The sequence below is a fragment of the Massilia sp. CT11-137 genome (genome assembly GCF_047302885.1).
Taxonomy (GTDB): domain Bacteria; phylum Pseudomonadota; class Gammaproteobacteria; order Burkholderiales; family Burkholderiaceae_D; genus Telluria; species Telluria orientalis.
Genome location: NZ_JBKYMP010000001.1, coordinates 1,467,876 through 1,491,551, shown reverse-complemented (window position 1 = coordinate 1,491,551; position 23,676 = coordinate 1,467,876). Strand labels below are relative to the sequence as shown.

Sequence of the window (23,676 nt, the reverse complement as noted above, 5' to 3'; positions counted from 1 at the left end):
TGCCGATCCGGTAACCGGACGTAGAAAATTTCCGCTGAATAAAGGTAGGAAAGACTTCGTGCCGCCCGTTACTGCTCCGCCCGCTTCAATCGTTCCAATCGGAAATCAACCGACGCCGGCCGGCCCGGCAGGCGCAGGCGCGCGCGCGCCGGCGGCGCCTCGCTGATCACTTCGCCGGCACGCAGCACGAGCCGGCGCGCGGCGCGCAGGCGGATGGCCTCGACGGGGTCGCCCGCGTCGAGCCAGACGAGGTCCGCGCGGCAGCCCGGCGCGATGCCATAGCCCGGCAGGCCGAGGATGCGCGCGGGCGTTTCCGTGACGGCCTGGAAGCACAGTCGCATCGCGGCCTGGCCCGTCATCTGCGCGACGTGCAGGCCCATGTGCGCGACTTCCAGCATGTCGCCGGAACCGAGGCCGTACCACGGATCCATCACGCAATCGTGGCCGAACGCCACCGGCACGCCGGCCGCCAGCAATTCCGGCACGCGCGTCATGCCCCGGCGTTTCGGGTACGTGTCGTGGCGGCCCTGCAGGGTGATGTTGATGAGGGGATTCGCGATCGCGGCGACGCCGGATTCCGCCATCAGCGGCAGCAGCTTGCTCACATAATAGTTGTCCATCGAGTGCATCGACGTGAGATGCGAGCCGGCGACCCTGCCCTGCAGGCCGAGGCGCAGCGTCTCCGCGGCAAGGGTCTCGATGTGGCGCGACAAGGGATCGTCGCTTTCGTCGCAATGCATGTCGACCATCAGCCCCTGCTCCGCCGCGAATTCGCACAGCAGGCGCACGGACTCGGCGCCGTCGGCCATCGTCCGTTCGAAATGCGGGATGCCGCCGACGACTTCCACGCCCATCCGGATGGCGCGCTTGAGATTGTCGAAAGCGGTCTTGCTGCGCAGCAGGCCGTCCTGCGGGAACGCGACGAGTTGCAAATCGATGTAAGGTGCGACCTTGCGCTTGACGTCGAGCAGCGCCTCCACGGCCAGCAGGCGGTCGTCGCACACGTCGACGTGGCTGCGGATCGCCAGCAGGCCGCGCGCCACGGCCCAGTCGCAATACTGCAACGCGCGTTCGACGAGCGCCTCTTGCGCCAGCTGCGGCTTCAGCTCGCCCCACAGCGCGATGCCTTCCAGCAAGGTGCCCGATTCGTTCACGCGCGGCAGGCCATAGCTGAGCGTCGCGTCCATGTGGAAATGGGCGTCGACAAACGGCGGCGTCACGAGGTCGCCGCCGACGTCGATCTCGCGCGCGCCCCGTTGCGGCAAGGCGGGCTCGACGGCAGCGATGGTGCCGCCTGCGACGGCGATGTCGACCTTCCGGCCATCGGCCAGGGTGGCGTTGCGGAGAACGAGATCCATGCGCGGGGCTCCTGATGGTTGGGACCTCATCAGATTACCACGCTGATCATCTTGTCAATGATATATATCAAACCTCAATGCTGCACCGCAAGATTTCCTTGCAAAAACAACATAGAATTCCCTTTTCATCCCGCATGAACCCCTTTACACTAGACTTATTGCAGTGCGTCATAAACCGAATGGTTACAACCTGAAAGACAAGGAACCCAGATGACTTCATTCTCCGAACAGTTGTCCGCCGTCCGCAAGTCCCAATGGGAAGCACAGCTCGACGTGTTCCGGGCATTGAGCCAGCGCGCGATCGACAGCGCCGAACAGCTGATTGCGCTCAACATGAAGACCTCCCGCGCGTCGGTCGAACAAGCTACGGGAACCTTCAAGCAATTGCTCGAAATTACCAACCCGCGCGATTTCCTGGCCATCGGCACCACGGCCCAGGGCCAGTGGCAGCAATTCTTTTCCTACGGCCGCGAGCTGCTGGGCATTGCCGCCGGCACGCACGAGCGCAGCTGGAGCACGCAGCAGCCGCTGCAACTGGTGCCCGCCGCGACCGCGAACATCCCGACGTCCGTGCCCCAGTTCATGGAGCAGGCAGCCATCGCGACGGCCGATGCGGCCACCGTGAACAGCGAGATCGTCAGCGCCGCCGTCGATACCGGCTGCGCGCTGGCCGAAGCGGCGCTGGATGCAGGTGCCCAGGCCATCGGCCGCGCCGACGAAGCGGCCGCGCCGCAGGCCGAGCCCCAGACCGAACCGCAGGCGCCCGAACCGATCACGACCACCGTGACCGAAGCGGTGTCCGCGGAACCGGAAGCGCCGGCCGCCGATCCGGTCGAAACGGCCATCGCCGACGAGGTGCCGCCCGCCAGGGCCAAGCCGCTCGCGAAAGCGCTGAACAAGGTCGCACCGAAGCCGGCCGCCGCCGAGCATCCGATCGCATCGACCGTGCCGCTGGAAGCAGGTCCGCACGTGGAACTGCCGATCGTCACGCCGACCGAGAGCACGCCGCCGCTGCGCGTCGTGACGCACGGCGGCAAGACCTCGCGCTCGCAGCGCAAGAAATAATATGGTGGGCACGTTCGCCTAATGCATGCGTCACGCGTGGGCACGGGGTGCCCACCCTACCAGCAAGAGTGCGTCAAAAATAGTAAATTAGCGGGCCTTGGCCCGCTTTTTCTTTTTTCACTCACCAACAACAAGAACAGGATCTTCAATGGGTTTGGCAAAGCTGATCGGCGGCTTCGTGCGCCGGCACTGGCGTTCCTATGCGTCATCGGCGGTGATGCTGTTCGGCGTGGCCCTGTGCACCGTGCTCGTGCCGCGCAAGGTCGGCGCGATGATCGACGGCCTCGCCGCGCACCGCCTCGGCGGCCATGACCTGCTCATCCAGATCGCGCAACTGCTCGGCCTCGGCCTCGCGATCTATGGACTGCGCGTGGCGTGGCGCCTGCGCCTGTATTCCGCGTCCTACCGGCTCGGCGTGGAACTGCGCACGAAGTTGTACGACCGCCTGTCCGCGCAAGGCCCCGCCTTCTTCCAGCGCCAGCGCACGGGCGACCTGATGGCGCTCGGCACCAACGACATCGACGCCATCGAGCAGGCGGCCGGCGAAGCGATGCTGGCCGGATTCGACGGCACGCTCACGCTCGTCATGGTGCTGGGCATCATGTTCCTCGGCGTCGACTGGCGCCTGACGACGATCGCCCTGCTGCCGTTCCCGTTGATGGCGCTGGCGTTCTGGCGCATCTCGAGCCACATCCACACGGCGTCGACGGATTCGCTGAAGCGCTTCTCCGCGCTGAACGACCACGTGCAGGAGACGCTGTCCGGCGTGCGCACCCTGCGCGCCCTCGGCCTGGAACAGCGCAGCGCCGACCAGTTCGCGCAACTGGCCGCGCGCGCCGCCGACGCGAGCCTCGCCGCGCAGAAATGGGAAGCGGCGTACGAACCGGCCGTCGGCCTCACGCTCACCGCCGCCACCGGCCTCACGCTGGGCCTCGGCGGCTATCTCGTGTGGCAGGGCCAGATCACGATCGGCAGCCTCACGAGTTTTACCATGTACCTCGGCCAGCTGATCTGGCCGATGTTCGCCGCGGGCTGGGTGCTGTCGCTGATCGAGCGCGGACGCGCCGCCCTCGCGCGCCTGCAGCCGCTGCTCGATGCGCCGCTGACCGTCGACGACCGCGGGACGCTGGAGACGCTCGCGCGCGGCCCGCTCGTGCTGGACCATGTCCGCTTCCATTACAGCGACGACGCGCGCGCCGCGCTGGACGACGTCTCGCTGCGCCTGGAACCGGGCAAGACGCTGGGCCTCGTGGGCGCCACGGGCGCGGGCAAGTCCACGCTGCTGCGCGTGCTGCTGCGCCAGGCCACGCCGCAGCACGGCCGCGTGACGTGGGGCGGCCACGCACTCGACGAATACACGCTTGCCACGCTGCGCGCGCACATCAGCTGGGTGCCGCAGGAATCGTTCCTGTTCTCCGCATCGATCGCGGAAAACATCGCCCTGGGCCACCCGGGCGCATCGCGCGCGGAGATCGAACAGGCGGCGAAGATGGCCGCGATCCACGACGACATCCTCCGCTTCCCGGACGGCTACGACACGCCCGTCGGCGAGAAGGGCATCACGCTGTCGGGTGGGCAGCGCCAGCGCGTGGCGATCGCGCGCGCGCTGCTGGGCACAAGCGCCCTCCTGCTGCTCGACGACGCGCTGTCCGCCGTCGACACGGGCACGGAAACGAACATCCTCGACCATTTGAACGACGTGCGGCGCGAACGCCCGGAACTGTCGGCGATCATCGCGAGCCACCGCCTGTCGGCCGTCGTGAACGCGGACCTGATCGTCGTACTGCGCGAAGGCCGCATCGTGGAGCGCGGCACGCACGACGAACTGCTCGCCCTGGACGGCTGGTATGCCAGCCAGTGGCGCTACCAGCAACTGGAGGCCAGCCTCGATGCCATCTGAAGACGTCAAGAAAAGCGCGAACAAGAGTGTAACTGCGGCGCAGGCGCGCCAGGCGACAAGCCTGCTGCGCCGCGCCGCCCATCCGGACCGCGCCCACCTCGGCTGGGCCACGCTGTGGCTGATCCTCGCGGCCGGCCTGGAAGTGGTCGGTCCCCTGCTGGGCAAGAAGCTGATCGACGACCACCTGCTGCCGCACCACCTCGACTGGACGCGCATGGGGTGGCTGCTGGCCGGCGTCGTCGTCACGGGAATGGCCGCGTCGTGGCTGCGCTTTTTGCAGCTCGTGCGCCTGTCCGGCATGGCGATGCGCGCCGTGCAGCGCCTGCGCGAATGGGTCTATGGCCACGTGCTGCGCCTGCCGATGGCGTTCTTCGACCGCGCCATCACGGGCCAGCTCGTGAGCCGCGTCACCAACGACACCGAGGCGGTGAAAACCCTGTACATCCAGGTGCTGTTCGTGATCCTCGATTCCAGCATCGTCCTCGTCGGCACGTCCATCGCGATGGCGTGGCTGGACTGGCGCCTGATGGTGATCGTGCTGGCGCTCGTGCCCGCGGTCCTGGGCATCGTGTGGCTGTACCAGCGGCTGTCCGCGCCGGCGGTCACGCGCGCGCGCGCGCTGCGCAGCGACATCAACGGCCAGATGGCGGAATCCATCGGCGGCATGAGCGTGCTGCAGGCGAACAATGCGCAGCACCGCTTCGGCCAGCGCTTCGCCCACACCAACGACCAGCACTACACGGCCCGCGTGGCCGAGCTGCGCGCCAACGCCTTCCTGCTGCGGCCCGCGCTCGATTTCCTCAACGTGGTCCTGCTGGCCGTCGTCATCTACAGTTTCGGCCAGCGCAGCATGAATGCCGTCGAAGTGGGCGTGCTGTACGCGTTCATCAGCTACATCGCGCGCGTCGTGGAACCGCTCATCCAGATCACGATGCAGTTCTCGGGCCTGCAGCAGGCCGTCGTCGCCACGGCGCGCGTGGCCGCGCTGCTCGACGAAGCGGGTGCTGCCGAGCATGCCGCCGGGCGCGTCGTGTCCGCACGCAAGCCCGTCGCGGCCGACGTCCCCGCCGTGCGCGTGCGCGGCCTCTCGTTCGCCTACGTGGCGGGCCAGACCGTGCTGCACGACCTGTCATTGGACATCCCGCAGGGTGCGTTCTTCGGCATCGTCGGGCACACGGGCAGCGGCAAGTCGACGCTGCTGTCGCTGCTGCTGCGTTATTACAATGTCGAGCAAGGCACCATCACCCTGTTCGGCGAGCCGCTGGCGACGATCGGCAACGAGCGTTTCCGCGCGGAGGTCGGCCTCGTGCCGCAGGATCCGTTCCTGCTGGCGGCGTCGGCACGCGAGAACATCGACATGGGCCGCGGCCTGTCGCAGGCAGCCATCGAGGCGGCCGCGCGCGCCGCGCATGCGCACGAGTTCATCGCGCGGCTGGAACAGGGCTACGACACGCCGCTGGGCGAAGGCGGCTCGCGCCTGTCGTCCGGCCAGAAGCAGCTGATCGCGATCGCGCGCGCCCTCGCCGGCCGGCCGCGCATCCTGCTGCTGGACGAGGCCACGTCGCGCATCGACAGCCAGACGGAGCAGATCGTGCAACAGGCGCTGGACGAGTTGCGCGGCCAGGTCACGATCATCGCCATCGCGCACCGGCTGTCGACGATCCGCGACGCCGACCGCATCGTCGTGCTGAACCACGGCCGCATCAGCGAATCGGGCAGCCACGACGACCTGATGCGCATTGAAGGCGGCCTGTACCAGCGGCTGTATTTGCTGCAACAACTGAGCGTTTGACCGCGTTGTTTACCTCCTTGATATCGTTGCCGCTGCAGAAATTTTGTTAGTTAAACACTATTTTTGTGACGACGCGGCTTCTTGAATACGAAACCTGTGTCTTTTCCGCATAATCGTTCCATTAATTGATATTTCTCAATTGCAAGAGCCTATAATTGTATATGCAGATGTCCTAAATTAAGGGACCACACTTCCTCGGGAGGCATATTGGCAGGTCTATCTCGTGCAGCGCAGCACCGACGCAGCCGTGCGCTGCTGGCCCTGCTATTGCTCGTTTCCGGAAGCACGCCGGCGGCCGCTATGCCGGACGAACCTGTGCGTGCGCGCTTTGCCGAACTCGGGGAAATCATCCGCGTCACGCCCCAGCACGCGGTGCCGCTGCTGGCCGGCCTCGCCGCCCAGGCGCGCCGCACGCCCGCCGAACACGCCCGCCTGCTCACGCTGTCCTGCGACCTGAGCCACCGCCTCGGCAAGCACGTGGAAGCCGTCCAGCTGTGCGAACAGGCGCTGCAACTGGGCCGCCAGGCGCACGACGACAGCCTCGTCGCGCGCGCCCTGCTCTCCAAGGCCTATGCCCTGTTCGGCCTGAACGAAATGAGCCAGTCGCACCAGCTGGTGTGGGAAGCCGAACGCCTCGCCGCCCACAGCCCCGACGTCGACCTGCGCATCCTCGTGCTGATCTCGTCGGGGGAATCGTTCGCCGAGGAAGGCAACTTCCCCGTCGCGCTGACCAAGATGCAGGGCGCCGTGACGCTTGCGCGCCAGAGCGGCAACAAGCTGCAGATCGCCGTCGCGCTCAAGTCGCTGGCCTACCTGTACAACCAGATGCGCGAATTCGACAAGGGGTTCGAGGCGATCGGCGAAGCGGAACAGCTGGCGGAGGCGATCGATTCGCCGGGCCGCCTGGCGATCTTCAAGACGACGGAATACATCCTTGCCGCCAACAGCGGCGACATGGAACGGGGCACGAAGGCCCTGCTGTCGGCGCTCGCGCTGGAACGCCGCATCGGCGCCGACGCGATGATCGCCAACACGCTCGTCAACCTGGCCGACTCGTACCTGAAGCAGCAGGACTGGCGCCGCGCGCTCGCGTACGCGCAGCAGGCGCTGGAACAGGCGCAGAAGCTGCACGACGACGCCCTCGCCGCCACGGCCCGCGTCAACGTGGGCCAGGCCTATCTCGGCATGGGCCGCTTGGCGGAGGGCAAGAAGCACATCGAGCAGGGCATGGACTGGTACCAGCGCTCCGGCAACAAGCCCGACCAGCAGGGTGTCCTCGTCGAATACGGCGACGCGCTGGAACGCGCCGGCGACCTGCCCGGCGCGCTGGCCGCGTATCACCGCGAGCGCGCGCTGTCGAACGAATTGTTCGAGACGCGCCGCCAGAAGGCGATGATGGAGCTGCAGGAAAAATACGAGGCCGACAAGCGCCAGCGCCAGATCGAGATGCTGCGCCAGGAAAACCAGGTCAAGTCGACCGAAATCGACAACCGCCGCCTGCAGCAGCGCATCTGGTGGCTGCTGGCGCTCGTGTTCGCGCTCGCGTCGGTCATCGTCGGCATCCTGTACCGCAAGGTGCGGCACGCCAACGCCCAGCTCGAGGTCAAGAACCATGAACTCAAGCAGCAGAGCGCGCGCGACCCGCTGACGGCGCTGTACAACCGCCGCCACTTCCAGGAATTCATGCGCTCGCACCAGGACATCGGGCGCCGGGGCATGAGCAACAACGGCGGCACGAGCGGCGAGGACATGGTCAGCGCGATGTTCCTGCTCGACGTCGACCACTTCAAGCACATCAACGACACGTACGGCCACGGCGCCGGCGACGCCGTGCTGCGCGAGATCGCGGACGCGCTGCGCGAGATCCTGCGCGAGACCGACATGATCGTGCGCTGGGGCGGCGAGGAATTCCTCGCCTTCCTTCCGGCCGTGCCGCGAAACAGCCTCGACGAGGTGGCGCGCCGCCTGCTGGCCGGCATCCCGGCACGCACGATCGACTACCAGGGCACGCGCCTCTCCGTCAACGTATCGATCGGCTTCGCGCCGTTCCCGCTCGTGCCAGGCACTCCCATCTCGTGGGAACGCGCGATCAACATCGTCGACATGGCGCTGTACCTGGCCAAAGGCCACGGCCGCAACCGCGCGTACGGCGTGTGCGGCGTGTCCGGCCTCGCTCCGGCGGCGCTGGACGAGGTCGAGCACGACATCGAGAAGGCGTGGCGCGCGGGGCTCGTCGATCTATCGATCGTGACGGGGCACGTGCCGGAGTTACGGATGGCGTCGTAAAAACACCGTCACCCCCGCGCAGGCGGGGGCCCAAGTTCCCTGGCGTCGACGCGGCGTACTTGGGTTCCCGCCTTCGCGGGAACGACGAGGTTTAGGCTACGTGTTTACTTCGCCGCCTGCTGCATCTTCTCCCCGGCCTCCTCGACCTTCTCCCCGACCCGCTCCGTTGCTTCCTTCGCGCCCGCGCGCGCCTCGCGCACGGCCTGGTCGGCCTTCTGGACCTGGGCCTGGACCTTGTCCTCGACCTTCTCGTTGATCCGCTCGATCTTGTCGTTCACGTGATCGAGCTTTTCCTGCACGCGGGCGCCGGCCTCGTCGACCCTCGCCTGCGCGCGGGCGCCCGCGTCGTCGATGGCCTTGCCGGCCTGCTGGGCGGGGCCCACGTCGTCCGTACCACGGTTGCACGCCGCCAGGAGACAGCCCGCCAGCAGCGCGCCGATGATGGATATCCGTTTCATCTTGCACCCTCCTTTGTTGCCGAATATACACCTGCACCACGCGCCGCGGCGGACGCTTCGAACGGCGCATCCGTCAGCGTACGCAGGAACGCGACGATGGCGTCGATGTCCGCATCGTCGAGCGCCGGCTTCATCCCCTTGCGGCGGTTGTACGGCATGGTAGCCACGTTGACGTTGCCGAGGTGGCGCGGCGCCACGTCGTCGAATTGACGGCCGTTCCCGTACCAGCGTTCCGGCTCGATCGAGCGGGTGGCGTAGAACGCGACGGCGTCGCGCAGGTCGGAAAAGACGCCGTTGTGCATGTAGCGCTCGCGCGCAGCCACGTTGCGCAGGCTCGGCGTGCGGAAGTAGCCGCACCACTGCCCGGGCTCCTTCCATCCTTTTGCACGCCCCGTGGCGCACAGGCCCTCGTCGAAGTGGCGCGGGTCGCGGTTGGCCGGAATGGCCCGGTTACGGGGCACGGCGAGCGCATCGTAGCCGAAATCCGTGAACAGCGAGCGGGCCGGATTGGTCGACGTCTCGTTGAACTTGTGGCAGCTCGCGCAGTTGCCGCGGTCCGGGTCCTTGAACAGTTTCAGGCCGCGCAATTCTTCCGCCGTGAGCTTTGCCTTGCCCTGCACCCAGGCGTCGTAGCGCGACGAGAACGGCGACATGTCGCGGCTTTGCAGGAACGCGTCCATCGCGGCGCCGAGCGCGGCCAGCGTGCTGGCCGTCGTCCTGAATACGTCAGGGCCGAAGGTCCGTTTGAAACCGTCCGCGTACGGCGCCGTGCGCAGCTTGCGGGCGATATCGGCGTCGCTGCGGTTGTGCATCTCGAGCGGATCGAGCAGCGGATGGCGCACCAGTTCCGCCGGGGAGTCTACGCGGCCGTCCGTGAACAGGCCGCCGAACGGCGTGGGCGCGAGTGCGTCGTCGTCCTGGTAGAAGAACAGCGGCGGCACGTAGGCGGCGTACAGCACGGACGGCACGTTGCGCCTGCCGACGAGATCCGGCCGGCTGCCCAGCGCCACGCCGATGCGCGAGCCGTGGTTGCCCGCGAAGCCCTGGGCGGGATCATGGCAGCTCGCGCAGCTCGTGCCGGCCGGCTCGGACAGGCGCGTGTCGAAGAACACCTGCCGGCCCAGCGCCACGCGCGCGGGCGCGGGCGAGAACGGGCCGGCCACGCCGGGCATCGCGGGCAGTTGCGGCGTGCCGGCGAATGCGATGGATGCCGCCAGCACGCCTGCGACGATCACTGACTTACCCCGCAAGGAAGCCCGCCTTGTCGCAATTGAGGCGGTTGTTGGCCAGCGCGCACGTGGCCATCAAGGTGCCCGTCTTCGTGTAGGCCTTGTAGGTCCAGCCGCTGCCCGCGCGCTCCATCAGCATGAAGCCGAACGTATTGCCGTGCGTGATGCGGTCGACCGTCACGCCCGGCGCCGGCGGCAGGTCGGCCGGGAACGGGTCGGGCAGCGCGACGTCGAGGTTGTCGCCGCCGTTCCCGCTGACGAACGTGGCCGGGTGGTTCGATGCGAAGCTGATCGCCTGGAAGTCGTGCACGTGGCCGTGGATCGCGAGCGATACGCCGGCCGGATAGTACGCGGTCGCGTTCAGCTGCCGCATCACCGACAGCAGCGCCGCATTGCCGCCCGCCGGCGCGCCGCCCGCGAGCGGCGCGTAGCCGAGGATCGGGTGGTGGTTGACGAACAGGCTCGTCGTCTTCGCCTTGCCGGCCAGCTGGGCGACCGTCTTGAACTCGTCCTGATAGGCGAGGAATTGCGGATCGTTCGTCGCGAGCGCCGCCTTGCCCGCCTTGGCGGAATCGAACACGATCACCTGCGTGTCGCTCCCGAGCGGCACGGCATACGGCGCCGTGTAGTTGGCGATGGCGTCGTTGGCCGGATCGTCGCAGGTGCGCTTCGCGCCGTAGGCCTGCGTGTCGAGCAGGCGGAACCAGCCCTGGCCGGCGCGCGCGCATTCCTCGTGGTTGCCGCGCACGACGATCCACGGCGCCGCGGCCAGCAGCGGCGCGGCCGGCTTGAACAGGTCCGCTTCCCACGTGTCCCAGCCATAGCCCCACGGGCTGTCCTTGCAGCCGGCAATGTCGGACGGGCAGGCGTTTTCGCGGTAATGGTAATCGCCGATGTGCATGACGAGGTCCGGCCGCAGCTTCGCGGCCGTGGCGGCGATCTGCGCGAGCGGCCACGCGTCGGCGTCGTTGCACGACTGCCAGGCGTTGTCGGCCTTCTTCAAACGGCAGCCCGTGTCGGCCAGGATGACGATGCGTTGCGGCGCCGCCTTCGGCAGCGGCAGCGCCCTGCTGCCGACGTGCGCCTCTTTCGCATCCGCCGCCACCGCCGCCTCGCAGACGTTGAGCGGGAACGCGGACGGTTTCGAATCCGCGGCGGCGCTCGCCGTCGTGCGCTGCGCCGGCGTGCCTGCGGCCGCGCGCAGGGTCATGCGCGTATCGGCGCCGTCGACCGTGATCACCGGGCACGTGCCGTACGTGGTGGCCGCGCGCGCGACCGGCTTGCCGCCGTCGCCCATCACGACCCACGCGTATTTCACGTAGCCGTCCTTCGTCGCCTCGTCGATGTGCGTCGAGCCGCATGCCGCCAGCAGACTCGCCAGCGCGATGGCGCCGAGCGCCCGGCCGTTCGATCCGATCATCTGGGTGTCCCTTCGTGCGTGATTGAAATCGCAACACGATAGGGACTCAATATGACCCGGCTATGACATCCGCCAGTCCTCGCGCATCAGGTCCACGTAACGTTGCGCGCCCAGGCCCAGCGGCCGCTCGCGCGACCACACGACGTCGACCCACAGGCGCAGCGCATTGCTGATGTTGTCGAAGCCGATCTCCACGAGGCTCCCGGCCGCCACCAGCGGCTGCGCGAGCGCGCGCGGCAGATACGCCCAGCCGAGGCCCGCCTGCACGAGGTTCAGGGTGGCGAGGTAGCTGTCCACGCGCCACACGTCGCGCGCGTGCACGAAGCGCGGATCCCTGCCCGCGCCATCGCGGCCCGCGACGACGATCTGGCGCTGGTCGATCAGGTCTTCCAGCCGCGGCGCGCCGCCCGTCAGCAGCGGATGGCCGGGCGCCACGACCGCGACGAGCAGTTCGCTGCCCACTTCCTGGAACGCCTCGCGGTCGTCCAGCCGCTCGCGCTCGAACACGAGGGCAAGCTGCACGCCGCCGTCGTGCAGCAGGCGCAGCGCATCCGCCTGCGGCGCCGACAGCACTTCCACTTCGAGCGACGGAAATTCGCGCGCCAGCACGGCCAGCGGCACGCTCCAGCGGCCCGCGATCAGTTCCGGCACGACGGCCAGGGTCAGCCGCCGTTCCAGCCCGCCGTGCAGCGCAAGCGCGTCCGCCTGCAGCCGCCGCATTTCGCTGGCGACGTGGCGCGCGCGCGGCTCCAGCGCCCGCGCGGCGTGCGTCGGACGCGGGTCGCGTCCCGACCGGTCGAACAGGATCAAATCCAGCTCCGCCTCGAGCTGGGCGATGGCCATGCTGACGGCCGACGGCACGCGTCCCAGCGCACGGGCCGCCGCCGAGAAGGAGCCGTGGTCGAGCACGGCCAGGAAGATACGCACGCTGTCGCTGGTGAATGCCATGACCTGTCAATAAAGTTGAAAGATCCTGACTTTATACATCAACTCGACCGACATATCCTGACGCCATCGAGATTGGAAAGCGCAACACCATGCAGGGCATCAAACGCAAGATTGTCTACGTCACACTGTACGAAGCCATCGCCATCGCGAGCACGACGGCCGGCCTGGCCGGCCTCGCGGACCATGACGCGGGCGCCGCCGGCATCGCGTCCGTCCTCGCGTCGGCGACGGCCGTCGTCTGGAACCTCGTCTACAACACGCTGTTCGAAGCGTGGGAAGCGCGGCAAGCCACGCGCGGCCGCAGCCTGCTGCGCCGCGTCGTCCACGCCATCGGCTTCGAGGGCGGCCTCGTGCTCGCCATCGTGCCGATGTTCGCGTGGGCGCTGGACACGTCGCTCGTCGACGCCTTCCTGCTCGACATCGGCCTCGTCGCGTTCTTCGTCCTCTACAGCTTCGCGTTCAACTGGGCGTTCGACCTCGTGTTCGGATTGCCGAAGGCGGCGGCCTGACGTCCGGTTCGCCCCGGCCGTCTCCCGGTTCGCCACATTCCGCTCGCCCGCGCGTGCATGCCGGCGTAGCCTGACCGGCATTCGATCCAGTCAGGAGACACCGTGAAACGACGATTCCTTCTCAAGGCCGCGGCGACGCTGCCGTTCGCATTCGCAGGCGCCACGGCCGCCGCACCGCTGCGGCGGCGCGTGCGGCCGGGCGATCCGCTGTGGCCGTCCGCCGCCGCGTGGGACGACCTGAAACGCGGCGTGGGCGGCCGCCTCGTCAAGCTCGACGCGCCGTTCGCCGGCTGCGCCGCAAGCGCGGATGCGCCCTCGTGCGTGGCCGCGCTGGCGCGGCTGAAAAACGGTTTCGAGATGGGCGACCAGCCGAACTTCACGCACACGAGCGGCTGGCTGGACGCCTGGTCCTCGCAGCCCAGCGCGTACGCCGTCGCGGCGCGCACGCCGGCCGACGTCGCCGCGGCCGTGAACTTCGCGCGCACCCACGACCTGCGCCTCGTCGTCAAGGGCGGCGGGCACAGTTACCAGGGCACGTCCGACGCGCCCGATTCGCTGCTCGTCTGGACCCGGCACATGAACGACGTCCGCCTGGAACCCGCCTTCGTCGCGCGCAACTGCGGGGCCGCGCCGCAGCCGGCCGTCACGGTGGGCGCGGGCGCCATGTGGATCGACGCCTACGATGCGGTGACGACGCGCGGCGGCCGCTACGTCCAGGGCGGCGGCTGCACGACCGTCGGCGTGGCGGGGCTCGTGCAAAGCGGCGGCTTCGGCAGCTTTTCCAAGCGCTACGGCACGGCGGCGGCCGGCCTGCTGGAGGCGGAAGTCGTGACGGCCGACGGCCAGGTCCGCATCGCCAACGCGTGCACGAACGCGGACCTGTTCTGGGCCCTGAAAGGCGGCGGTGGCGGCAGCGTGGGCATCGTCACGCGCCTCACCTTGCGCACCCGCGAGCTGCCGGCCACGTTCGGCGCCGTCTTCTGCAAGATGCGCGCGGCCGACGATGCCGCATTCCGTGCGCTGGTCGGCAAGCTGGTCGAGTTCTATGCGAAGGACCTGTTCAATCCGCACTGGGGCGAACAGATCGGCATCCACGGCGACAACACCGTCGACGTCTCGATGGTGTTCCAGGACCTCGACGAAGCTGCTGCCTCCCGCACGTGGGCGCCGCTGCTCGACTGGCTGCGCGCGCATCCCGGCTACACGTTCGAGAAGCCGTTCCAGGTGCTGGCCCTGCCCGCGCGGCATATGTGGGACGCGGCGTTCTTCCGCGAACACGCGCCCGGCTTCATGGTCGCCGATCCGCGTCCGGGCGCGCCCGCGCACCACGTGATCTGGAAGGGCGACACAGACCAGGAGGGCTGGTTCATCCACGGCTACAAGTCGGCGTGGCTGCCGGCCGGGCTGCTCGATCCGAAACGCCAGGCCGGCCTCGCCGACGCGCTGTTCCAGGCGAGCCGGCACTGGAGCGTGGGCCTGCACTTCAACAAGGGCCTGGCCGGCGCGCCGCAGGCGGACATCGATGCGGCGCGCGACACCGCGACCAACCCCGCCGTGCTGGACGCGTTCGCGCTCGCGATCATCGCGGGCGGCGACGGGCCGCGCTTCCCCGGCATGCCCGGCGGCGCCGTCGATGCGGTCCGCGGGCGCACCCGCGCGCAGGCGATCGGCCGGGCGATGGACGCGCTGCTCGCGGTGGCGCCGAAGGCCGGTTCCTATGTCTCCGAAAGCGATTATTTCCAGGCCGGCTGGCAGGACGCCTTCTGGGGCGCCAACTATCCGCGGCTCGCGCAGGTCAAGCGCAAGTACGATCCGGATGGCCTGTTCTTCGTGCGCCACGGCGTGGGCAGCGAAGCCTGGAGCGAGGACGGATTTACACGCAACGCGTGACTCCCGTTACTGCGCGTCTGGCGGAATAGCCAGCGGATGCTCGGCGCGCGCGGCGTCGATGCGCGCCTTGAGCGCGCGCGTGTTGTCGTCCTCGCCCCAGCGCTTGGTGAACGCCTGCAGGCGCGTGCGCGCCCGCTCGACGCTGCCCGACGCCAGCGAAGATTCGATCGGACCGCGCGCCTCCGCCCACGCGCTCGCGCGCTGGCGCTTGCGCGTGCACGCGCTGGACGCCTCGTTCAGTTCGCGCTGCAGGCGTTCCAGCTGCTGCGGCGTGGCGCGGCTGCTGCGCAGCGCGATCAGCTCGGCCTGCGCCTGCTTGCCCTGGCAGGCCTGCGCCAGCGCGATGGCGCCGTCGATGCGTTTGTCGATCTTCTTCGCCGACGGCTTGGCCCACAGCCACACGCCCCACAGAACGGCCAGCGCGACGATCCACCAGCGCAGACGGATCGGCTGGCGGCCCGCCGGTGCCGGCGAAGGCGGCGGCGTCGGGTGCGGCGACCACGGGATGCCGCGGCCCCGCTCCGGCGGCGGCGCGGTATGGGCCTCGACCGGGCGGCCGCCGTGGCCGAAGGCCGTCGCGGACGGCGTCGGCTTCGGCGGCGGCTGCGGTGGCGCCTCCTGCACGGTATCCGGCGCATCCGACCAGCCCGACAATCCGGCGACGGCCTCCGCCCCGGCTGCCGCGGCAGCGGCAGTTGTAACGTTATCGGCGGCATCGCGGCGTACACGTCCATCGTCCTGCGGTGGCGGCGGTGCGCCCGCCTGCTGGGCCGTCCCGCAATACGGGCAGTACTGCACGCGGCGCGGCATGCCGCGTGCGCAGGCGGTGTTGATGCAGCGGTAGATTGCTTCGTCCTGCACGGTGCGTCCTTATTCGGGGTCCGGAATGCCGTCGTCGTCCGGATCGGGAATCGCGGCGCCGGCGGCCGCCATCAGTTCCGGGATGTCGGCCACGGTCTTCCACTTGTCCGCGCGCGGATTCCACTGCATGTTCCAGATGCGCGTGCCCGTGTCGATCTCGCCGCGCGTGAGCTGCTGCACGACCTCGTCCAGCGCGAACGGTCCGCGCTGCACGCCGCCGACGAACAGCTTGTAGCGCACGGGGATCGGTGTCGCGCCGACGACGTACGCGGCCGGCCCGAGGCCTGGCGAAGGCACTGCATCCGGGGCGCCCGGCGTCGGTGCGACGACGGTGGGCGCGGCCGGCGCGAACTGCGCGGACGGCATGACCGGCATCGCCGCACGCCGTTCCAGCGCCTGCGCGGCGCGCGCGTCGGCCGACAGGAACTCGGGCCGGATCACGCGCTTGTCCGTGGGGCGTTCGACTTCCCACGCGTACGCGTCGGACGCCGAATCGGGCACGGTCTCCGTCCACGTGTCGAGCTGCGCGAGCGCCGCCTCCACCTGCGCGGGCGACAGCGCCGGGTCGATGCCGACGGCCCGCCGCATCCACTGGTCGTACAGGCGCCGCGCCGTGATGTACGGCAGCGAAGGCGACGGCAGTTGCGCGCCCGTTTCGTCCACTTCCAGCTTCGGCTCGTACACGCGCAGTTGGTAGTGGCGCATCAGCGCGGCCAGCAGCGCCAGCTGGTGCGGGCCCATCGCAGCCAGGCGCTGGCGCGTCGCCGCGATCACCTGCTCGCGGTAGTACGGCGGCAGGCCGTTGGAGCGGATCGCGTACTCGTTGCCGATCTGGAGCCATTCGCCCGAGCCCTGCTCGACCTCGAACAGGTATTGGCCGCGCGGCTGGAACGCGGCCTCGCGGTCGCCCGCGTCCTGCTTGCGGCGCAGGACGCCCAGCGCGACGGCAGCCAGGAAGAATTCGTAGTCGTCGGCCAGGCGATTCAGCTCGTCCATCGACGGCGAGATCGGGTGGCGGAAACGCGTCGAATCGAAATGCAGGTGCGTCGGAATCTTCGGGTTTTCGATCTGGTAGCTGGCGCGCCACGTCGGCAGGCCGCGCAGCACCGTCATCGGGTAGCCGGACAGCTCGATATAGCACACCGCACGTCCCGGCACGCCCGTGTTCACGACGGACACGAGGTCGCCGTGGAAGAACCCAGTCGGCACGGCGGCGCGGATTTCCCCTTCCAGCCTGCGCCACGCGGCCGGATCGCCCACGCCGATGAAGCACTTGAACTGGTCCGCGCTGGGCGTGAACTCGGCCGAGAAGCGCGCGTTAATCCATGGCATGGCGCTCTTGATCCACTCGGAGAAGATGCGATGCCGCTCTTGCGGCGACATCGCGCCCAGGCGTTCCACGAGCGGGTCCGGCAGCTCGGCGACGGCCTGCTCGCCCGACAGCTGCAGCTGCGCGCGCCGGAACAGTTTTAACAGCAGGTCGGCACGCAGCCTCTCGTCGCCCAATTGCGGGAACAGCCGCGCGGAGCCGCCGAATTCCAGCAGCACCTCTTCGCTCCACGCGCTCACGTCGCCCGTCAGGCGCACCGGTTCCGGCAGGACGTCGCTCGCCAGCTTGATGTAGGTGGCGTGTTCCTGGCGCGCGTCGGCACGGAGCTGGCCGATGCGCTGGTCGACCGCGGCCAGCATCGCGCCCACGTTGCGCCGCCCTTCCTGGAATTCGCCGGCGACGCCGCTCCAGCGCACCTGGCCGTGTTCGTCCGGCGCCTGCGGTTCGCCGAGCCAGGACGACAGGCTTTGCATCACCTCGATGGATTGTCCCGCCGCGACGGCGAGCAGGTGGAAGCGCAGGTAGTCGGCGATATCGCGCTTCAGGTGGTTCATGATCTCTCTCGCCTGCGCATCCTTGCCGAACAGCCGGCCCGCGGCCTGCGTCAGGTGGTTCAGCGATTCCTCGACCTGGCGCGTGCGCAGCGCGTCGCGCACGTCGCGGTAGCGCTTGCCGTTGCGCTGGACGCTGGCCAGGTCGCGCTGCGCGAGCCGCGCCTTCACCTGCTCCAGCAGCGACAGCACGAATTCGAGGCCGCCCTGCTTGCGGTCGTCCAGCAGCATGTACAACCGGCCGCGCACGTTCAGGCGCAGTTGCGCGAGCAGCTCGCCCGTATGCCGCTTGATGCGGTCCTCGCTCGTCTCTGCCGTGGCGCCGGCCTCGCGGATGGCGTCGCGTTCCAGGTTCGGTAGCAGCTCGACGACCTTTTCCCGCCACAGCTTGAGGTCGTACGAGGCCATGATGCGGTCCATCTCCAGCTGCACCTTGCTCTCGACGCGCTCCAGCAGCGAGCGCTGGTCCTTGTCCAGCAGGAGCATGTCCGTCAGCGCATATTCCGGGAACGGCGTGACGTCGACGGTGCCCTTTTTAAAATCGGGGAATTCCGTGAACGGATGCTCGGCCATGCCCATCTGCTCGCGCATGAACGCGTCCCGTTCCTGGTCGGTCGCGCGCCGCGCGGCACTCCCATCGGCCGCGACGAGGCCGAAGAACGCCTTCACCATCAGCGCCGCCAGTTCGTAGGCGCGGATGTCTTCGCGCAGGCTTTGCTGCGTGTCGAGCACGGACTGGCCGAACGCGGAATACACCTTCGAGTACGACAGGCGCATGTCGCCGAAGCGCTGCTCCGGCACGCGCGGGTTGTACGGCCCGAGCTTGTGCTGCTGCTGGTTGACGGCGACGGAGCGCTTGCGGTTGGCGAAGTCGGCCGACGCGAAATCCTCGAACAGCGTGTCGGCCACCATCTGGTACACGTCCTTCACGTCCTGCGTCGCCTTGTTCGCGAGGTTCGCCGTGTCGACGAAGTACACGTCGTCGAACGGCGTGCCGCGGCCGACGATGCTGTCCGGTTCCATCCACTGCACGCGCGCGTTCATGTCGCGCATGCTCGTCTCCAGCTCCATCAACGTGGCGTACGCGTTCGCCTCCGTGCGCTCCTTGTTCGCCTTCGCATAGCCGGACGGCAGGAACATCACGAGGTCGACCTGGCTGTCCGACACTTCCTGGCGCGCGACGGCCTTGGCGATCCAGCCCAGGTCGATGGCGCTGCCGGCACCCGTGCCGCCCGCGTTGGACGCGATGACGACGATGCGGAATTTCGACGTGTCGACCTGCAGGCCGAGGCGCTGGTAATTCTCCTTGCGCTCGATGCCCGCGTTACTGCTCAGGAAATTCAACGCGCCCTTGATGCGGCCGCGCAGCTTCGGGTATTTGTCGAACAGGTACAGCCGCGCGAGCGCGCGGATCTGGCCCGCGCCCTTGGACGGATCGATGCCCAGCGAGCGCAGTTTCTTCGGGCGCAGCGGCATCCAGTTTTCGATCAGCGGGAAGCGCGCGAGGCTGTCGTCCGACTCGTGGTACTGCGGCAGGTCGAGCGGTTCGACGAGGCGCTCTTCATCGGACAACTTCACAAGCTCGAACCACGGGTCCGTACGCTGCGACTTGCCCTCGTCGATGACGGCGTTCGCATCGAGGTCGAAATGGAGGAAGCGCGCGACGGGGAAGTCGGCGATGGATTCGACGCGGGTCGGATGCCGGCGGTTCCATACGGCCGCGAGGATGCGGCGGCGGATGCGCATCATGACTTCCATGCCGGTGCCGCCGGCGCCGATGAACAGCGTCGGACGCAGGTCGACTTTTAACTCTGCCTTGTTGCCCAGGGATGCGGGATCGGGAAAATCTGCCATGGTGTTCTCTTTGAAAGGTCAGCGGCGGCCGACGAAGAAGGCCGCGACCAGCGTGACGACGCCGACGACGACCAGCGGTCCGGTGATGGCGGGCGTCAGGTATCTGCTCGCGTTGACGATTGCCAGCACGACGGCGGCCGACAGGAAGCCCATGCCGACGAACAGCAGCCAGCCCGCGCTCCCGGCCGCCGACGGCGCCACGCGCTTGACGACGAGGTGGTGCACGTAGGCGTTGCGCACGAAGAAGTAAATCACCAGCAGCACGACGAAGGCGACGGCGCCGATCGCCATGTCGCGCCCGGCCGTGTCGCGCAGCGGCGCCGCGCTCGTGTTGGTGGCGCCGCCGGGCGCGATCTCGACGGGCTGCGTCGCGGTGTCGGGCGTCGTCTTCGGCAGGCTGTCCTGCGGCGTGGTCGCCGTCTGGCCGGGGAGTTTGAAGCCCGGGTCGGTGCCGGCGGTGTCGGGGGCGGGCTTGGTCTGGTCGTTCTGCATGGTGGAGGGTTCCCGTGGGTTCATCGGCCGAGCCGCACCTGCGCGCCTTCGCGCAGGTCCAGCAACTGGTGGCCGAACAAGGTCGTCTTCAGGCGGGCCACTTCATTGCCCGCCTTGTCGTAGATCGGTTGCGTGGCGCCCGCCCGCGTGTGCACGGTGCGCAATTCGTCTTCCACGACGAGCTGCACCCGGCGCGGCCGGCCGTACGCATACGCGGCGCCCGCGCCGGCGGCCAGCAGCGCGAGGCCGCCGGCCAGCAAGGCGACGAGCGGCCCCGAGCCGTAATGGACATGCACCTCGACGGGCAGCACGGCCGTCGAGGCCTGGATGTCGGCCGGCGGCGTGAAGATGTCCGGCAGCGGATCGCCCGGGAACAGCGCCGCCATGCGCTCGCGGAACGCCTGCGACAGTTCCAGCCGCTGGCCCTGCAGGTGCAGTTCGATCCGGCCCGGCAGCACGTACGCGGAGCCGGCCGATTTCAGCGCCGCCATCGACCATTTGCCCGGCAGCTGCGCGACGGGCAGCTGCACCGTCGATGCGAGCGGCTCCGCGCGGCCCGGCGCCAGCCGCGTGACGGTATTCGTCTTCAGCGCGATCGGGCGGTTCTCGCCGCCGAGCATGGAGCGCGCGGAGATCGTCGCCCCCGCGATCGTGTACGGATACATCGTGTTCTGCAGCTGCCACTGGATCGTCGCGCTGGGCGTGCGCGCGGCGGGCGACACGTCCGCGCGCAGGCGGCCCGCCGCATCCATCGAGAACTCGACGCCGGGTGCGTTCTCGACCTTGCGCGGCACGAGGCGCACCGTGTCGCGGTCGAGCGGTTTCAGGCGCGCGGGCGGTTCGGTGATCACGCGCTGCACGCGTCCCGCCGCGAGCATCGCGTCGAGGGCGCGCGCACCCTCCGGACCGACCGCGAACACGTACACCATCAGGCCGTTCGCGTGGTAGTGCTGGCCCTGCACGGGCATCCGCAGCGGGAAGGCGAGCGCCTTCGTGATCGCGGCGCCCTTGTGGATCAGCGCATAGAACTCGCGGTTGCGCTGCGCGGTCGCCTGGTCGTTGTTCGGGCTGTTGCGGTTGTTCGTCACGAGCCAGACGAGGCCCGCCTTCCCGCCCAGGACTTTGGTGACGGTCGTCTCCACGGCCTCGCCCAGGTCGGTGTCGGCGAGCGCCGTGCCGCCGGGTTTGCGGGCCATTTGCAGCCCCGCCAGCGCGGCCCGCACGTGCGCGGGCGTGTCCTTCGTCACCTGCTCGGACAGCAGCGCGCGCGGCGACGGCGCGCCGGGCAGCGACTGGTTGAACGCGGCCAGCACGAGCGCGTCGCCCGGCTGCGCGACATTGCCCGCGAGCGCCGCGACCAGCGGCTTGAACTGCGATTGCGGGTCCGTGTAGAACGGCTCCATCCAGCCGGAATTCTGCACCAGAATAACCTGAGCCACTTGCGGCACGGCCCAGGCGGGCATCACGCCGCACAGCGCGAGGAAAAGGACGAAGGCCCTCACGTCGGCGCTTCCAGATTCCAGCCGCGGATCCGGTTCCAGTCTGGGTGGTGCAGCCACAGGCGGTTGGCGTAGACGAAGGGCACGCACTCGAGCGGCCGCGCGAGGCGCGCCACTTCGTCCAGGATCACGTTGCGCCGGCCGATCCACTCCACCGTGGTGCGGGCGATCACGCGGTTGGCCAGCGCGTCTTCGGCACGGCCGGTGTATTTGTGGAAGCGCAGCACGAGCCCGCTGGGCTGGCTGCGGTTATTGTTGAAGCTGCGCAGCAGCGGCAGGACGAGGGAATCGTCCTCGTGCTGGTCCTCGACGTGCTCGCCGGACCACGGTTCGTCGACGACGGGATGGCCGCGCCGGAACAGCAGGTTGGCGAAGCCGAGGCGCGCGCCGTCGATCGGTTCGCGCTGCGGGCGCGCTTGTACTCGTTCTGCGCCCAGTTCGAGGAACGAATACGACAAGCCGTCATGCCCGATCAGCCACATGCGGCCGTCGCGGCTCAACGTCGGGCCGCCGAGGTCGAGGCTGGGCAGCCACGTGTCCGGCCACGCGAGCCAGCGCGGCGCCTCGCCGGGCCGCCACGCGAGCTGGCCCTCGCCGTGCAGCCAGAACAGCTGGCCGTCGTAGCCGATGGGCCGCGTCCAGCCGGTCAGCGGCAACGCGCCGCAATCGAATTGCGGCCCGGGCGACAGGTCGGCGCCGAGCCCGCACAGGCCCAGCGTGCCGCCCGGATTGCGCACGAGGACGCCCAGCTGGCGCCGCATCAGGCCGGGCGCCGCGACGACCGGCGCGGCCAGCACGGCCTCCGTGCGGCAGGTCTCGCTGACCGGATTGATGGCGAGGCGGTACAGGCCGCGCGCGGTCGGCACGAGCGCCACGTCGCCGCGGCGCGCGGGCACCTGCAGATGCGACGTGGGCAGCCAGCCGTAATCGGATGCGCCGAACGCGAGGTCGGCCGCGCCCTCTTCCGGCAACAGCACGTGCCAGACTTCCGCCAGCGGATCCCAGTATTGCAGCACGCCCCGCCCCGGCGCCAGCGCGAGCAGGCGCTGTTCGGGAAAGCCGAAGGTGGCGGCTGCGAATACGCAATGGGCGTTCGGCGGCGGCGGCATGGCGGCGTCGAAGCGGCCGACTTCCGGCGCGGGAGGCCGCTCTTCGAGGCTGTCGCCCAGCGCCAGCGACGTCACGGGCAGGCCATGCGGCACGTGCCGGGGCAGCAGCGCATCCGCATACGGCCCCCACCAGTCGGGATGGCGCTCGGGCGCGACGCCGAGGCGGTCGAGCGGGCGGCCGCACGTGGGACAGAACGCGAACCCCTCGGGATAGATGGCGGCGTGGTCGCAGGACCGCGGCAGCGAGGCGCCGAGCAGGTGCGCGCAATCGGCCAGGCGGCCGCGCGCGGCGGCCTGCCAGTCGATCCGGCCCAGCCCGTCGCTGGACACGAGCTCGAACTGTCCGTTGCGCTCATCCTCCAGCCAGATACTGGCCGGCGTTTCCCATCGGTATGCCATGCGCTCCCACCGTCTGATCGTCAAAAGTTCGACGGTCCCCCCAACGTCGGGACCGTTATCGTTTTGAAATCATAGCGCCGGGATCAAGCCGACGGCGCCCTGTTCACGGAGTAGCGCGTGGCTGTGCTTCAGGGATCAAATAGCGGCGCGGGAAGTGGAACTTTCGGCAGCATCGAGTGCCGCGCGGTTCACGTGGCGGATCTTCCAGGTGCCGTTGTCCAGCACCATCGTCAGCACCACTTCATGTTTCGCGTCGCCGTCGCCGTCGAGGGTGACGAGGACGTCGGCGCTGCGCGCCTGGCGGCGCAGGGTGACGGCCTGCACGCGCCCCCGCAGCCATGCGCCCTGGATGCGCGGCGCTTGCAGGAAGTAGTCGCCGGCCGCCGTCTTTTGCTCCTGCAGGCGTTTCACCAGCTGGTCGACGAGGGGCTTCGCGACGTATGCATTCAGGCGGTCGTAGCGGTCGCTCAGGGGATCCTGGTCGGCGTCGAGCGTCTGCAGGTACCAGCCATAGAATTCCGCGGCCACGGTCTCCGGTGCGCGCAACGCCGCCGCATGCGCCGAGAGACAAACCAGCAGCACGCCAAACAGAATGAGCTTTAGGAAATTTCCTTTACGAATCAACATGATGGGCTCCTGACAGCCAGACTGTGCAGCATTCCGGCCGGCCTGATCGTGACCTGCCGCAAGGGTATAATGCCGGGTTGTCTTCCCCTTCACCCATGC

17 protein-coding genes are annotated in these 23,676 nt (G+C 68.8%); 6 read left to right on the top strand and 11 right to left on the bottom strand.

Going from position 1 to position 23,676, the window contains the following annotated elements; translation table 11 throughout:
• Positions 1–68: 68 nt before the first annotated feature.
• Positions 69–1,358 (bottom strand): amidohydrolase family protein, encoded by a 1,290-nt coding sequence (locus ACEN98_RS06660; protein WP_413382834.1) that lies wholly within the window; start codon positions 1,356–1,358, stop codon positions 69–71.
• Between the two features lie 210 nt (positions 1,359–1,568).
• Here ACEN98_RS06660 and ACEN98_RS06655 point away from each other — a divergent pair, with 210 nt between their 5' ends.
• The 4 genes from ACEN98_RS06655 to ACEN98_RS06640 all read left to right on the top strand — a co-directional run bounded on the left by ACEN98_RS06655 (position 1,569) and on the right by ACEN98_RS06640 (position 8,401).
• A complete protein-coding gene (locus ACEN98_RS06655) occupies positions 1,569–2,423 on the top strand; it encodes a phasin family protein (RefSeq protein ID WP_413382832.1) in 855 nt (284 codons plus the stop codon).
• Positions 2,424–2,571: 148 nt separating this feature from the next.
• A complete protein-coding gene (locus ACEN98_RS06650) occupies positions 2,572–4,323 on the top strand; it encodes an ABC transporter ATP-binding protein (RefSeq protein WP_413382830.1) in 1,752 nt (583 codons plus the stop codon).
• The gene (locus ACEN98_RS06645; protein ID WP_413382828.1) at positions 4,313–6,115 is read left to right on the top strand and encodes an ABC transporter ATP-binding protein; all 1,803 of its coding nucleotides are present in this window, start codon (positions 4,313–4,315) and stop codon (positions 6,113–6,115) included. Before ACEN98_RS06650 ends, ACEN98_RS06645 begins: the two co-directional genes overlap by 11 nt.
• 300 nt (positions 6,116–6,415) lie before the next feature.
• Entirely contained in the window at positions 6,416–8,401 is a 1,986-nt protein-coding gene (locus tag ACEN98_RS06640) for a diguanylate cyclase (protein ID WP_413382826.1), read from the top strand.
• Positions 8,402–8,505: 104 nt separating this feature from the next.
• Here the strand turns inward: ACEN98_RS06640 and ACEN98_RS06635 are convergent, their stop codons facing one another.
• Genes ACEN98_RS06635 through ACEN98_RS06620 form a run of 4 tightly spaced genes read right to left on the bottom strand, consistent with a single transcriptional unit; the run spans position 8,506 to position 12,456 of the window.
• Positions 8,506–8,859 carry a hypothetical protein gene (locus ACEN98_RS06635; RefSeq protein WP_413382824.1) on the bottom strand — a complete coding sequence of 118 codons (354 nt, stop codon included), beginning with the start codon at positions 8,857–8,859 and terminating at the stop codon, positions 8,506–8,508.
• Positions 8,856–10,109 (bottom strand): cytochrome-c peroxidase, encoded by a 1,254-nt coding sequence (locus ACEN98_RS06630; protein WP_413382822.1) that lies wholly within the window; start codon positions 10,107–10,109, stop codon positions 8,856–8,858. The genes ACEN98_RS06635 and ACEN98_RS06630 overlap by 4 nt, the downstream gene beginning before the upstream one ends.
• On the bottom strand, positions 10,099–11,508 hold the full coding sequence (locus ACEN98_RS06625) for a metallophosphoesterase (protein ID WP_413382820.1): 1,410 nt from the start codon (positions 11,506–11,508) through the stop codon (positions 10,099–10,101). The genes ACEN98_RS06630 and ACEN98_RS06625 overlap by 11 nt, the downstream gene beginning before the upstream one ends.
• Positions 11,509–11,568: 60 nt before the next feature.
• Positions 11,569–12,456 carry a LysR family transcriptional regulator gene (locus ACEN98_RS06620; RefSeq protein WP_413382818.1) on the bottom strand — a complete coding sequence of 296 codons (888 nt, stop codon included), beginning with the start codon at positions 12,454–12,456 and terminating at the stop codon, positions 11,569–11,571.
• A gap of 89 nt (positions 12,457–12,545) precedes the next feature.
• Here ACEN98_RS06620 and ACEN98_RS06615 point away from each other — a divergent pair, with 89 nt between their 5' ends.
• Together ACEN98_RS06615 and ACEN98_RS06610 are read left to right on the top strand one after the other, a co-directional pair.
• Positions 12,546–12,965, top strand: coding sequence for a PACE efflux transporter (locus ACEN98_RS06615; RefSeq protein WP_413382816.1), 420 nt, complete (start codon positions 12,546–12,548; stop codon positions 12,963–12,965).
• Positions 12,966–13,067: 102 nt separating this feature from the next.
• On the top strand, positions 13,068–14,855 hold the full coding sequence (locus ACEN98_RS06610; protein WP_413382814.1) for an FAD-dependent oxidoreductase: 1,788 nt from the start codon (positions 13,068–13,070) through the stop codon (positions 14,853–14,855).
• Between the two features lie 6 nt (positions 14,856–14,861).
• On the opposite strand, the gene ACEN98_RS06605 is transcribed toward ACEN98_RS06610, so the two are convergent.
• The 6 genes from ACEN98_RS06605 to ACEN98_RS06580 all read right to left on the bottom strand — a co-directional run bounded on the left by ACEN98_RS06605 (position 14,862) and on the right by ACEN98_RS06580 (position 23,577).
• Positions 14,862–15,716 carry a hypothetical protein gene (locus tag ACEN98_RS06605; RefSeq protein ID WP_413382812.1) on the bottom strand — a complete coding sequence of 285 codons (855 nt, stop codon included), beginning with the start codon at positions 15,714–15,716 and terminating at the stop codon, positions 14,862–14,864.
• Positions 15,717–15,725: 9 nt separating this feature from the next.
• The gene (locus tag ACEN98_RS06600; RefSeq protein WP_413382810.1) at positions 15,726–19,451 is read right to left on the bottom strand and encodes a tubulin-like doman-containing protein; all 3,726 of its coding nucleotides are present in this window, start codon (positions 19,449–19,451) and stop codon (positions 15,726–15,728) included.
• A gap of 18 nt (positions 19,452–19,469) precedes the next feature.
• A complete protein-coding gene (locus ACEN98_RS06595) occupies positions 19,470–19,943 on the bottom strand; it encodes a hypothetical protein (RefSeq protein WP_413343842.1) in 474 nt (157 codons plus the stop codon).
• Between the two features lie 20 nt (positions 19,944–19,963).
• Complete coding sequence (locus ACEN98_RS06590) at positions 19,964–21,445, bottom strand: hypothetical protein (RefSeq protein WP_413382808.1); 1,482 nt, start codon at positions 21,443–21,445, stop codon at positions 19,964–19,966.
• Positions 21,442–22,950 (bottom strand): hypothetical protein, encoded by a 1,509-nt coding sequence (locus ACEN98_RS06585; protein WP_413382806.1) that lies wholly within the window; start codon positions 22,948–22,950, stop codon positions 21,442–21,444. Before ACEN98_RS06585 ends, ACEN98_RS06590 begins: the two co-directional genes overlap by 4 nt.
• A 135-nt stretch (positions 22,951–23,085) precedes the next feature.
• Positions 23,086–23,577 (bottom strand): DUF3828 domain-containing protein, encoded by a 492-nt coding sequence (locus ACEN98_RS06580; RefSeq protein WP_413382804.1) that lies wholly within the window; start codon positions 23,575–23,577, stop codon positions 23,086–23,088.
• Between the last annotated feature and the right edge of the window lie 99 nt (positions 23,578–23,676).